This is a genomic window from Actinokineospora spheciospongiae (assembly GCF_003182415.1).
In the GTDB taxonomy this organism is placed as follows: Bacteria; Actinomycetota; Actinomycetes; order Mycobacteriales; family Pseudonocardiaceae; genus Actinokineospora; species Actinokineospora spheciospongiae.
This window is the reverse complement of the sequence record NZ_QHCP01000005.1, coordinates 575,535-587,395: the sequence shown is the minus strand read 5'-3', so window position 1 is coordinate 587,395 and position 11,861 is coordinate 575,535. Positions and strand designations below refer to the sequence as shown.

12 protein-coding genes are annotated in these 11,861 nt (G+C 73.2%); 10 read left to right on the top strand and 2 right to left on the bottom strand.

Annotated features, from left to right (window positions below; all coding sequences use genetic code 11):
• Positions 1-39 precede the first annotated feature (39 nt).
• The 3 genes from DFQ13_RS16875 to DFQ13_RS16865 are packed head-to-tail and all read left to right on the top strand — an operon-like array spanning position 40 to position 3,111.
• Positions 40-1,281, top strand: a complete 1,242-nt coding sequence (locus DFQ13_RS16875; protein WP_110080446.1) for a helix-turn-helix domain-containing protein — start codon at positions 40-42, stop codon at positions 1,279-1,281.
• Positions 1,282-1,330: 49 nt separating this feature from the next.
• Entirely contained in the window at positions 1,331-2,182 is an 852-nt protein-coding gene (locus tag DFQ13_RS16870) for an MEDS domain-containing protein (protein WP_110080445.1), read from the top strand.
• Positions 2,179-3,111 (top strand): anti-sigma factor RsbA family regulatory protein, encoded by a 933-nt coding sequence (locus DFQ13_RS16865; protein ID WP_110080444.1) that lies wholly within the window; start codon positions 2,179-2,181, stop codon positions 3,109-3,111. Before DFQ13_RS16870 ends, DFQ13_RS16865 begins: the two co-directional genes overlap by 4 nt.
• A 12-nt stretch (positions 3,112-3,123) precedes the next feature.
• Here the strand turns inward: DFQ13_RS16865 and DFQ13_RS33885 are convergent, their stop codons facing one another.
• Entirely contained in the window at positions 3,124-3,528 is a 405-nt protein-coding gene (locus tag DFQ13_RS33885; protein WP_181400008.1) for a helix-turn-helix domain-containing protein, read from the bottom strand.
• Positions 3,529-3,855: 327 nt separating this feature from the next.
• Between DFQ13_RS33885 and DFQ13_RS16855 the strand changes: the two genes are divergently transcribed.
• Positions 3,856-4,365 (top strand): hypothetical protein, encoded by a 510-nt coding sequence (locus DFQ13_RS16855; protein ID WP_146241253.1) that lies wholly within the window; start codon positions 3,856-3,858, stop codon positions 4,363-4,365.
• Here the strand turns inward: DFQ13_RS16855 and DFQ13_RS16850 are convergent.
• Complete coding sequence (locus tag DFQ13_RS16850; RefSeq protein ID WP_233427792.1) at positions 4,362-5,267, bottom strand: alpha/beta hydrolase family protein; 906 nt, start codon at positions 5,265-5,267, stop codon at positions 4,362-4,364. The genes DFQ13_RS16855 and DFQ13_RS16850 overlap by 4 nt on opposite strands.
• Positions 5,268-5,629: 362 nt before the next feature.
• On the opposite strand from DFQ13_RS16850, the gene ligD reads away from it, so the two are divergent.
• From ligD to DFQ13_RS16820, 6 genes are all read left to right on the top strand, one after another.
• A complete protein-coding gene (gene ligD, locus DFQ13_RS16845) occupies positions 5,630-6,610 on the top strand; it encodes a non-homologous end-joining DNA ligase (protein WP_110080440.1) in 981 nt (326 codons plus the stop codon).
• A 173-nt stretch (positions 6,611-6,783) separates the two neighbouring features.
• A complete protein-coding gene (locus DFQ13_RS16840; RefSeq protein WP_407643173.1) occupies positions 6,784-8,043 on the top strand; it encodes a family 16 glycosylhydrolase in 1,260 nt (419 codons plus the stop codon).
• A gap of 292 nt (positions 8,044-8,335) precedes the next feature.
• On the top strand, positions 8,336-10,177 hold the full coding sequence (recQ, locus tag DFQ13_RS16835; protein ID WP_035285947.1) for a DNA helicase RecQ: 1,842 nt from the start codon (positions 8,336-8,338) through the stop codon (positions 10,175-10,177).
• A gap of 91 nt (positions 10,178-10,268) precedes the next feature.
• On the top strand, positions 10,269-11,006 hold the full coding sequence (locus tag DFQ13_RS16830; protein WP_110080570.1) for a MerR family transcriptional regulator: 738 nt from the start codon (positions 10,269-10,271) through the stop codon (positions 11,004-11,006).
• 85 nt (positions 11,007-11,091) lie between these two features.
• The gene (locus tag DFQ13_RS16825; RefSeq protein ID WP_035285945.1) at positions 11,092-11,388 is read left to right on the top strand and encodes an ArsR/SmtB family transcription factor; all 297 of its coding nucleotides are present in this window, start codon (positions 11,092-11,094) and stop codon (positions 11,386-11,388) included.
• Entirely contained in the window at positions 11,385-11,774 is a 390-nt protein-coding gene (locus DFQ13_RS16820; RefSeq protein ID WP_035285872.1) for a VOC family protein, read from the top strand. The genes DFQ13_RS16825 and DFQ13_RS16820 overlap by 4 nt, the downstream gene beginning before the upstream one ends.
• Positions 11,775-11,861 lie beyond the last annotated feature (87 nt).

Sequence of the window (11,861 nt, the reverse complement as noted above, 5' to 3'; positions counted from 1 at the left end):
AACCTCGACCGGTCGCCGGTGGGCGCGAGGAGTGGGAACATGCAGCCAGGCGGTCCGGCGGAGCGGTCGGCGAACGCGTGGCCGAGGATACCCCGGCAGTTCGCGGCGGTGCTCCGCCCGCGCATCGACGTGATCGGCCGCGAGATGATCGAGACCATCGCCCGCGAACTGCCCGACTACCGCAAGCCCGCGGACTCCCCGTTCGGCCACGACTTCACCAGCGCGGTCAAGCGCGCCCTGCACGACTTCGCCGACCTGGTCGAGGACCCGCGCAGCCCGCGGGCGGACAACGCGCTGTTCTTCCGCGGGCTGGGCGAGACCGAGTACCGCAACGGCCGCAGCCTCGACCTGCTCCAGGCCGCCTACCGCATCGGGGCGCGGGTCGGCTGCCGCTGCTACATCCAGCTCGCCCGGGACGCGGGCCTGTCCACCGAGACGGTCCTGGTGCTGAGCGAGGCGGTGCTGATCCACATCAACGCCCTGGCCAACGAATCGGTGAAGGGCTACGCCGCCGCCCGCGAGCACAACGACGACAACCGCCTGGGCCAGGACCGCCGCGCCCTCGCCGAGCGCCTGCTGGAGCGCCGCCCCACCGGCGGCGCCCCCCTGTCCGTCCTGGCCGCGCGGGCGCAGTGGCCGCTGCCCGCCGCGGTGGCGTGCGTGCTGACGACCCCGGCCGAGCAGGACGCGTTCGACCGGGACGTGCTGGTGCTGCCGCGCGGCCCGGAACTGGTGCTGGTGCTGCCGGACACGGCGATCGACGACAGCCTGGCCGCGGTCCGCGCCCGGCTGCGGGAGCGGCAGGCGGTGCTGGGGCCGACCGTCCCGCTGGCCGAGGCGTGGCTGTCGCTGCACTGCGCGCGGTCGGTGAACCGGTTGGTGCAGCGCAAGATGGTGCAGGCGTCGGGAGACGGGATGGTCAGCGCGGCGGACCACCTGAGCGAGGTGATGCTGACCGGCAACGAGCCGCTGGGGCGGTTGTTGGCGCAGCGCACCGTGTCCTGCCTGACGGACCTGAGCCGGGGCAAGGCGACCCGGTTGGAGGAGACGCTGGACGCCCTGCTGTCGTCGTGGGGCCGGACGGCGCCGGAGGTCGCGGAGGCGCTGGGCGTGCACCCGCAGACGGCCAGGAACCGGATGCGGCAACTGGAGTCGCTGCTCGGTGACCGGCTCAGCGACCCGTCGTTCCGGTTGGAGGCGCAGGTGGTCCTGCGGCTGCGGGCGCTGCTGCGCACGGCGGGTGAGCCGGTGGACCGGGACGTGCCGACGCGGGTCCCCTGACCGGGCGCGAACGGGCCGGGGCGGCGGCGGGGTGGCCTACGATGGTCGCATGAGATCAGCCGGGGTGGTCCACGACACCCGGGGACTGGGACCGCAGGCGCACGCCTGCTGGCGGTACCGCGATCCGGTCGAGTTCCGCACGCACGCCCGCGACTTCCTCGCCGACGGCCTGCGGCTCGGGCTGCGCCCGATGTACGTGGTCGCCGCCGACGACGCGGCACCGGCGGTCGGGGAGCTGCGCCGGTCGGCCCGGCTCGACCGCGCCCTGGACGAGGGCGACCTGCGCATCACCCCTCTCGACTCCGCCTACGCGGACGACGCGGTGATCGAGCCGGGCGAGCAGGTCGACCGGTACGCCGCGGCCACCGACGAGGCGGTCGCCGCCGGGTTCGCGGGCCTGCGGGTCGCCGCGGAGGTGACCCCCCTGGTGCGGACCGCCCCGCAGGCGGCGGCGTTCACCCGGTACGAGCACCTCGTCGACCGGTACATGACGGCCCGGCCGTTCTCCGCGCTCTGCGGCTACGACCAGCGGGTCCTCGGGGAGGACACCATCACCCGGCTGGCGGTCATGCACCCGCACGCCAACTCCGACACCGCGGGCTTCCGCCTGCACGGTTCCCCGCTGCCGGGCTGCGCCGCGGCCCTGGGCGGGCAGCTGGACCTGCTCGGCGCCGAGCACCTGGGGTCCGCGCTCGACCGGGCGGACCTGCCGGTCCACGACGCCACCATCACCCTCGACGCCACCGGCCTGGAGTTCGTCGACCACCGCAGCCTGATCACCCTCGCCGAACACGCCGGGTCGCGCGGGGCGACGCTCGTCCTGCGCACCGCCCACCGCGGGGCCGCGCGGATCACCGACCTGCTGGGGCTCGACGGCGTGCGCGTGGAGCTGCCCGCATGACCCGACCCGCCTCCCCCGCGTTCACCCACCCCGCCTTCTTCTACGACGACGACGCGGACTACCTCGGCACCCTGGTGCCCTTCGTCGTCGAGGGCGTGGAGGCGGGCGAGCCGGTCGCCGTCGCCGTGCCGACCCGGCGGCTGGAGCTGCTGCGCGACGCCCTGGGCGGGCACGCGGAGCGGGTGTGGGCGCGGGACATGGTGGTGGCGGGCGGCAACCCGGGCCGCATCCTGGCCACCGTGCTCGGCCACTTCGCCGACCGGCACCCCGGCAGGCGCGTGCGCATCGTCGGCGAACCGGTCTGGCCGGGCCGCGACGCCACCGAGTACCCGGCCTGCGCCCGGCACGAGGCGCTGATCAACCTGGCGTTCGCCGACCGCGCCGCCACCATCCTCTGCCCCTACGACGCCGCGGCCCTCGACCCGCACGTCCTGGCCGAGGCGCGCGCCACCCACCCGGAGGTCTGGGCCGGGGGCGCGCGCGGCGCCAGCGATCGCTACGCACCCCACGACGTGCTGGTCAACCACAACCACCCGCTGCCCCACGTGCCGCACGCCACCGTCCACGCGATCGCCACCGCCGCGGAGATCCGCCCCCTGCGCGGGGTGATCACCCTCCTGGCGACCGACCTCGGCCTCCCCGGGGACCGGGTGCCCGACCTCGAACTGGTCTTCTCCGAACTCGCCGCCAACAGCCTCACCCACGGCGGCGGGCGGTGCACCCTCGCCGTGTGGCGGGAGGGGCACCGGCTCGTCTGCTCGGTCAGCGACACCGGCAGCTTCACCGACCCGCTCGCCGGGACCCGCCCGCTGACCGTGGGCCAGCCGTCCGGGCGCGGGTTGTGGTTGGTGCACAGCATCGCCGACCTGGTCCGCGTCCACACCGGGGACGCGGGCACCACGATCCGCGCGTACTTCCGGCTGCCCTGAACCCGGGCGCGCTCAGCGCGCCCGGGGGGCGGTGACCAGGGCCAGCCGCAGCAGGAAGCGCTGCTCGCCCTCCAGCGCCGAGTCGCCGAGCAGGTCCCTGAGCTGCTGGAGGCGGTAGCGCACCGTCTGCGGGTGCAGCCCCACCCGCTGCGCCACCTCGCGCACGTCCCCGTCGTGGCGCAGCCACAGGGCGAGGGTGGTGAGCAGCTTGGCGCGGCGGCCCGGGGACAGCGCGGCGAGCGGGGCGAGGGTGGCCGAGCGAACCCAGGGCAGCAGGCCGTCGTCCGCCGCGACCAGGAGGGTGAGCAGGTGGTCGTCGGCCCGGGTGAGGCGCCGCGTGGGCAGGGTGCCCCGGTCGACGAGGTCGAGGAGGGTCCTGGCGTAGTGGGCCGAGCGGTGGGCGTCGGCCGTGGGCACCGGGGGGCCCGCGGCGAAGCGGATGCCCCGGCGGGTGCTGGGGGCCTCGGGGATCGGCTGGTCGGCGGGGACGAGCAGGCAGGTGCCCGCCCGGTCCGGGTCGGTGAGGGCGCCGGGGGAAGGCGGGCGGGGTCGACGCGGAACGGGGTGTCGGCGACGAGCGCGGTGACGCGGTCCGGCAGCGGCCAGCCCGCCTCGGCCGCCCGGGCGGTCAGGTCGGGGACGGGCGCGGGGGCCAGGAGCAGGGCCAGCAGTTCGGCCCGGCCGGGGTCGGTGCTCCCCGCCGCGGCCCGGTGGCCGTCGCGGGCGGCCTCGCACACGGTGTCGGTGAAGGCGAAGAGGGCGTCCACCGCGGCGACCGTGGCCGTGGGGGACACCCGCAGCCTGCGGGCGAGCACGACCAGGTGGTGCCAGACCGCCCTGGCGGCGACCCGGGTGGCGGACTCGACCACCTCCAGGCCGCGGCCCGCCCGCCGCTCCGCCGCGCCCACCTCGCCCAGCAGCAGCCGCCACGCCGGTGGGGCGCAGCGGCCGTCGAACACCGCGTCCAGGCCCACGTCGACGGCGGCGGTGACGGTGGCGGTGAGGGCGGCCAGGTCCGCGGGATCGCGCGGGCCCGCGGACCGGGTGATCGCCTCGACCGCGGTGCGGACCAGGTCCGAGCGGCGGGCGCGGGCGGCGACGGCCAGGCGCAGGTCCTCGGCGGGCGGGGTGGTGCGGGTCGTGCGCGCCGCGGTCATGCCGGTGCCCCCCGCTGTCGTCGGTGCAGGACGGGAACGAGGACGGGGGGCGGGGTGGACACCGTTGTCCGCCCCACCCCCCGCCGGTTCGGACTAGACCGGGCAGCCGACCTTGAAGCTGACGAAGGAGGCGTCCGGGCTGGGGGCCGGGCAGAGGAACTGCGAGTAGCGGGTGTCGTCGTCGACGAAGCGCTTGAGCCACGACACGGCGAACTTCGTCACCGTGGCCGTGTAGCCGTTGGTGGTGAAGTGGTCCGCGCCCTTGAGCTTGAGGTAGCCCTGGTTCTGGTTGCCCTTCAGCGACTCGTAGAACGGGTCCGCGTGCATGAACGTCGGGGCGATCACGTCGTTGTCCGCGCCGATGATCAGGGTGGGGACGGTGACGTCGCTGAAGTTGGAGGACATGTTCCACGGGGCCAGCGGGATCGCGGCCTTCAGCGCCGGGTTCTTGCTCGCGGCGAGCAGGGTGCCGCCGCCGCCCATGGAGTGGCCCATGACCGCGAGGCGGTTCGGGTCGACCCGGTCCTTGACCGGGGACTCGTTGGCCAGCCAGTCCACCGCGGCCAGGAGCTGGTTGCTGCGCGGCTCCGGGAAGTCGGTGATGGAGTTGGGCTCCAGGGTGATGACCACGAACCCGTAGGAGGCCAGGGTGGGGCCGTACCAGGAGGTGGTGAACTCCGGCTCCAGGAACCCGGGGATCACCGCGACGGCGCCGTAGGTGCCCTGGGAGGTGTCGGTCGGGTAGTAGACCGTGCCCCGGTTGAACGCGCGGCCGGACTGGGCGGCGACGGACTGCTGCTGGACGGCGAACGGGCCCTTCTGCGCCCGGATGGACTGGTCGGTCGGGTCCGGTCCCTTGGCGAAGGCGCTGACCTGGAGCGCCGCCGAGGTGGTGGTGTCGGGCTGCCCGGCGAACGCCTGGGGGCCGAGGAATGCCGCGGCGCCCACCGCCGCGGCGGCGGCCAGCACCGCCGACCTCTTCACGATGTTACGACGCACGATCGAACTCCTCGACGTTTGGGCGGTTCCGGAGTTCGTACGCTAAGGCAGCATTACGGCGAGGAAAACGGGTGCGGGCAAAGAGTGCACAAATGTCCGTGGATTGCCGACCCGACCACTCATAGACGTGAGTGTCTTGCGCGGCAATCCCCGCCTGTGTCGATTACCCCTGGTGGAAGGCACCCAAACGGTGAACGTCCGGGTGTGCGCACAATTTCTTCCGACATTGTCACCAGCGGACAACCATCCCTTTCCGCCACTGCATTGCGCATCCCGCACAAACCCCGCGGCGGACCGGCCCCGCGCGTTCCCGCGCCGGTGGCGAGGTTGCCGGGGGTGCCCGGGGTGGGCAGGGTGGGGCGATGAGCGGCGACAAGGGCGAGACCAGGGACGGCGTGAGCCTCACCAACCTGGACCAGGAGTTGTTCGACGGCGCGGGCGCGACGAAGCGCGACCTGGTCGACTACCTCGACGCCGTGGCCGACCGGTTCCTGCCCGTGCTGTCGGGCAGGCCGCTGTCCGTGGTGCGGGTGCTGCGCGGGCAGGACGCGTTCATGCAGAAGAACGTCCCCAAGTACACCCCGTCGTTCGTCAGGACGGTGCCGGTGTGGGCGGAGTCGTCGAAGCGGGAGATCTCCTACGCGCTGTGCGACGACCGCCGCACGCTGCTGTGGTTCGGCAACCAGCGGGCGATCGAGTACCACCCGACGCTGGCCACCGCCGCCCGGCCGGGCAGGCCGACGCACCTGGTCCTCGACATCGACCCGCCCGAGGGCGGCGACTTCGCCGTTGCCGTCCGCGCGGCGCACCTGGTGCGCCGGGCGCTGGAGGACTGCGGGTTGGCGGGCGTGGTGAAGACCAGCGGCGCCAAGGGGTTGCACATCTTCGTCCCGGTGACGGAGGAGGAGAGCGCCGACGACATGGCCGCGGCGATGCGCGCGCTGGCCGCCCGCGCCGAGCGGCTCGACCCCGACCTGGCGACGACGGCGTTCATCCGCGACGACCGGCACGGCAGGGTGTTCCTGGACTCCACCCGCGCGCACGGCGCGACCGTCGCCGCCGCCTACAGCCCGCGCAGGCGCCCCGGCCTCCCGGTCTCCTTCCCCCTGCCCTGGTCCGACCTCGACGACGCGCGCCCCGGCGACTTCACCATCACCACCGCGCCCGCGCTGCTCGGCGGCCGGGACCCGTGGGCCGACCTGATGCCCCGGCCGGTGGCGCTGCCCGGGGACCTCGTCGCCGAGGGGCACACCATCCCGGTGGCCAGGGTGCAGGCCATGCACGAGGGCAAGCGCCGCAAGCGGGCGGCCGAGCGGGCCGGTGGCGACGCCCCCGCGAAGTGAGCACCCGTGCACCGATCCCGCACCACCGGGACGTTCGGGAAAAAGTTCCCCTTGCTCGCAGTGGTCTGGACCAGGCATAGTTTGTTGTCACCCCGCACAAACACCCACGACGCGCCCCACCGGCCCCGACCGGGCAGGCGTGCTCCGTGGCGTCCGCAAAAGAGGTGACACCGGTGACAGTGCAGTCGACCAGATCCCGTCTCCGCGGCGCGTTCTCCCTGGCCGCCGTGGCCGTGGCCGCCCTGGTGGTCCCGCTCTCCCCCGGCACCGACGCCCAGGCGGCGCCCGCCGCCGACGTCAGCGCCGCGGCGGCCACCTTCACCGACGACTTCAACGGCCCCGCCGGGGCGCCGGTCGACGGCTCGAAGTGGCGCTTCGAGACCGGCGACAACGTCAACAACCACGAGCGCCAGTGGTACACCAGCGGCACCAACAACGCCGCCCTCGACGGCAACGGCAACCTGGTCATCACCGCCAAGCGGGAGAACCCCGGCAACCACCAGTGCTGGTACGGCCGCTGCGAGTACACCTCGGCGCGGCTGTCCACCGCGCAGACCTTCACCCAGACCTACGGCCACTACGAGGCCAGGATCAAGATGTCGCGCGGGCAGGGCATGTGGCCCGCGTTCTGGATGCTGGGCAGCGACATCGGCAGCGTCGGCTGGCCCAACTCCGGCGAGATCGACATCATGGAGAACGTCGGCTTCGAGCCCAACACCGTGCACGGCACCATCCACGGCCCCGGCTACTCCGGCTCCGGCGGCATCGGCGCGGGCTACAGCGGCCCCACCTTCGCCGACGGCTTCCACACCTTCGCCGTCGACTGGACCCCCGGCCGGATCGTCTGGTCGGTGGACGGCAACGCCTACAGCACCAAGACCACCGCCGACGTCGGCGGCAACCGCTGGGTCTTCGACCACCCCTTCTACATGATCCTCAACCTCGCCGTCGGCGGCTACTGGCCGGGCGACCCCAACGGCTCGACCCCGTTCCCGAACCAGCTCGTGGTCGACTACGTGCACGTGACCAGCGGGGACGGCGGCACCGCCCCGCGCACCGGCCGGGTCACCGGCATCGCGGGCAAGTGCCTGGACGTGGCCGGGGCCGCCACCGCGGACGGCACCCCGGTGCAGATCGCGAACTGCTCGTCGAACCCCGCGCAGAGCTGGACCTTCGGCACCGACGGCACGATCAGGGCGTTCGGCAAGTGCCTCGACGTCACCTCGGGGTCCACCGCGAACGGCGCCCGGGTCCAGTTGTGGACGTGCAACGGCACCGGCGCGCAGAGGTGGGCGGTCAGCGGGGCGCGCGACATCGTCAACGTCACCGCGAACAAGTGCCTGGACGTGGTCGACGGCAGCTCGAACGACGGTGCCCGGACCCAGATCTGGGCGTGCACCGGCGCCGCGCAGCAGAAGTGGACCACTCCCTGAGCCGACCCGTCCCGAGCTGACCGCCGCATCCTGACCTGGGGCGACCCCGAGTTGTCCACAGGCGGGACGCGGCGGTCGCCGCCGTGTCGGCCGATCGCCGTAGTATCGCCGCGTGTCCGCCCACCACACCGAGTACAGCGTCGCCGACTTCGCCACCGACTACGCGGACCTCCCGCTGCCACCGGAGCCCGACGAGTTCGACGAGCCCGAGTACTTCGACCCGGCCCCGACCGCGGGGACCACCCGGCCCGCGACGACCGCCGAGGCCGCCGAGTTCGCGGCCGAGGTCGCGGTGCCCGCGCGCCCGCGCGAACCGGAGTCGCCGCTGGAGGTGCTGCGGCGGGTCTTCGGCTACGAGGCCTTCCGCGGCGAGCAGGCCGAGATCATCGACACCGTGGTCGGCGGCGGCGACGCGCTGGTGCTGATGCCCACCGGCGGCGGCAAGTCGCTGTGCTACCAGATCCCGTCGCTGGTCCGCGACGGCGTGGGCGTGGTGATCTCCCCGCTGATCGCGCTGATGCAGGACCAGGTCGACGCGCTGCGCAACGTCGGTGTGCGCGCCGGGTTCCTCAACTCGACCCAGGACCACAACCAGCGCCGCGAGGTCGAGCGCGACTTCCTCTCCGGTGAGCTGGACATGCTCTACCTGGCGCCGGAACGGCTGCGGCTGGATTCCACCGTGGACCTGCTGGGCCGGGGGAAGGTGGCGCTGTTCGCCATCGACGAGGCGCACTGCGTGTCGCAGTGGGGCCACGACTTCCGCCCGGACTACCTGGCGCTGTCGGAGCTGCACCAGCGGTGGCCGGACGTGCCGCGCATCGCGCTGACCGCGACCGCCACCGAGGCCACGCACACCGAGATCGCCGAACGCCTCGACCTGGGTCAGGCCCGGCACTTCGTGGCCAGCTTCGACCGGCCGAACATCCAGTACCGGATCGTGCCCAAGGCCGGCCCGCAGAAGCAGGTCCTCGACCTCATCCGCACCGAGCACGCGGGCGACGCGGGCATCGTCTACTGCCTCTCGCGCGCCACGGTGGAGAAGACCGCGGAATTCCTGTCGCAGAACGGGGTTCCGGCTGTGCCGTACCACGCGGGCCTCGACGCCGGGACGCGGGCGCGCAACCAGTCGCGGTTCCTGCGCGAGGACGGGCTGGTCGTGGTCGCGACCATCGCCTTCGGCATGGGCATCGACAAGCCGGACGTCCGGTTCGTGGCGCACCTCGACCTGCCCAAGTCGGTCGAGGGCTACTACCAGGAGACCGGTCGCGCGGGCCGCGACGGGCTGCCGTCCACCGCCTGGCTGGCCTACGGCCTCGCCGACGTGGTGCAGCAGCGCAAGATGATCGACCAGTCCGAGGGCGACCTGGCCCACCGCCGCAGGCTCAGCGCGCACCTCGACGCGATGCTGGCCCTGTGCGAGACGGTCGAGTGCCGCCGCGGCCAGCTCCTGAACTACTTCGGCCAGACCGCCGAGGGCAAGTGCGACAACTGCGACACCTGCCTGACCCCGCCGGAGTCCTGGGACGGCACGGTCGCCGCGCAGAAGCTGCTGTCCGCGGTCTGGCGCCTGGACAAGGAGCGCAACCAGCACTTCGGCGCGGGTCAGATCATCGACATCCTGCTGGGCAAGCAGACCGACAAGATCACCCAGCACCGGCACGACCAGCTCGCCACCTTCGGCAAGGGCACCGAGCTCAGGGACCAGGAGTGGCGCGGGGTCGTCCGCCAGCTCCTGGCCCAGGGACTGCTCGCGGTGCAGGGCGACTACGGCACGCTGCACCTGACCGGGGCCAGCACCGAGGTCCTGGGCCGGTCCCGCCAGGTCATGCTCCGCCGCGAACCCGAGCGCCCGGCGGGCAGCGGCGGCGGCACCCGGTCGAAGCGGGCCGCCACCCCGGCCGTGGCGCTGTCCACCGAGGCCGCCCCGGTCTTCGAGCGCCTGCGCGCCTGGCGGGCCGCCACCGCCAAGGAGCAGGGCGTCCCCGCCTACGTGATCTTCCACGACGCCACCCTGCGCACCATAGCCGCGCAGCACCCCGCCGACCTGGCGGCGCTGGGCACCATCAGCGGCGTCGGGGAGAACAAGCTGGCCAAGTACGGTCAGCAGATCCTCGACACCCTCGCGGAGGGCTGACCGGAAATCGGCCTTGCACCTGACGCGACGTCAGGACTTAGCGTCGTCCGTGCCGGCGCGAACGGGCCGGTGGGAGGAGGTGAACGGCGCGATGGGGCAACTCCACAAGATCGGGCAGCTCGCCGAGGCGGCGGGTCTCACGGTGCGCACCCTGCACCACTACGACCGCCTGGGCCTGGTCAGCCCGTCGGCGCGGACCGAGGCGGGCCACCGCCTGTACGGGGAGGCGGACGTGGTCCGCCTCTACCGGGTCCTGGCCCTGCGCCAGATCGGACTGTCCCTGGAGGCCATCGGTCGGGTCCTGGCGGGCGACGCTCCCCTGGAGCCGCTGCTCGCCCGGCACCGCGAACACCTCGACGACCGGATCACGGCCCTGCGCACACTGCGCGCGCAACTGGGCACCGTGCTGACGGCGGTCCGGGGGGACCGGCGCGCCGACGTCACCGACTTCCTGGACCTGATCCGGAAGGTGACCACAGTGGACGAGACGATGCAGAGGTACTTCGACCAGACCCAGCTCGCCGAACTGGCCGAGCGCCGGGAACGATTGGGCGAGGACACCATCGCGGGTGCCGAGCAGGCCTGGCAGGTGCTCATCCCCCGCGTTCGGGCGGCGGTCGCGGCGGGCATGGACCCCGGCACGCCGGAGGCCCGCGAGCTGGCCCGCGAGTGGATGGGCCTGCTGGAGCAGTTCCACGGCGGCGACAGCGGGCTGCGCGACTCCCTGTACCGGATGTACGAGGAGAACGCGGCGCGGATCGAGCAGGAGTTCTGCGGCCCCGACCAGGAGCTGATCGACTTCATCACCCGCGCCAACACGACCGGCTGAGGTGCGACCCCGGGTGGGTCGGGGGGCGCTCCCCCGGCCCGCCCCGCCTTGACAGGCAAGTGACGGCTTGCGTATAACTGTGCTCGTGGACGCGGACCCCGAGCTGTTCAAGGCCCTCGGCGACGCGACGCGGCGCACCATCCTGGACGAGTTGACCGACAAGGACGGTCAGACGCTGTTCGAGATCTGCGGCAGGTTGACGATGAAGCACGGCCTGGGCTCCTCGCGCCAGGCCATCTCGCAACACCTCGCGGTGCTCGAACAGGCGGGCCTGGTGCGCACCCGGCGGGAAGGCCGGTACAAGTTCCACCACATCGACACGGGCCCGCTGCGCTCCATAGTGGAGCGGTGGCCCCCCACCCCAGGAGAACCGAACCCGTGATCCGCGTCAACATCACCAGCGTGTTCGTCGACGACCAGGCCAAAGCGCTGGCCTTCTACACCGAGAAGCTGGGATTCACCAAGAAGACCGACGTGCCCACCGGTGAGGCCCGCTGGCTCACCGTGGTCTCCCCCGCCGACCCGGACGGTGTCGAACTGCTGCTGGAGCCGGACGGCCACCCGGCGGCGGGCCCGTTCAAGGAGGCGCTGGTCGCCGACGGCATCCCGTTCACCCAGTTCGCCGTGGACGACGTGCCCGCCGAGGTCGAGCGCCTCAAGGGGCTGGGTGTGCGGTTCACCCAGGACGCGACGGACCTGGGGCCGGTGGTCGTCGCCGTCTTCGACGACACCTGCGGCAACCTGATCCAGCTCGCCGCCATGAAGTAGTCCACTGCCACCCGCTCATGCCACCCGCTCACCGACACCTGGCGGTTCCGCGTGCCCGGTTCGGGCCGAACACGTTCCACGACGGGG

Coding starts and splice junctions, on each gene's coding strand:
- DFQ13_RS16875 (WP_110080446.1), top strand. CDS start 40: ATGCAGCCAGGCGGTCCGGCGGAGCGGTCGGCGAACGCGTGGCCGAGG.
- ligD (WP_110080440.1), top strand. CDS start 5,630: ATGAGCGGCGACAAGGGCGAGACCAGGGACGGCGTGAGCCTCACCAAC.
- DFQ13_RS16865 (WP_110080444.1), top strand. CDS start 2,179: ATGACCCGACCCGCCTCCCCCGCGTTCACCCACCCCGCCTTCTTCTAC.
- DFQ13_RS16830 (WP_110080570.1), top strand. CDS start 10,269: ATGGGGCAACTCCACAAGATCGGGCAGCTCGCCGAGGCGGCGGGTCTC.
- DFQ13_RS16870 (WP_110080445.1), top strand. CDS start 1,331: ATGAGATCAGCCGGGGTGGTCCACGACACCCGGGGACTGGGACCGCAG.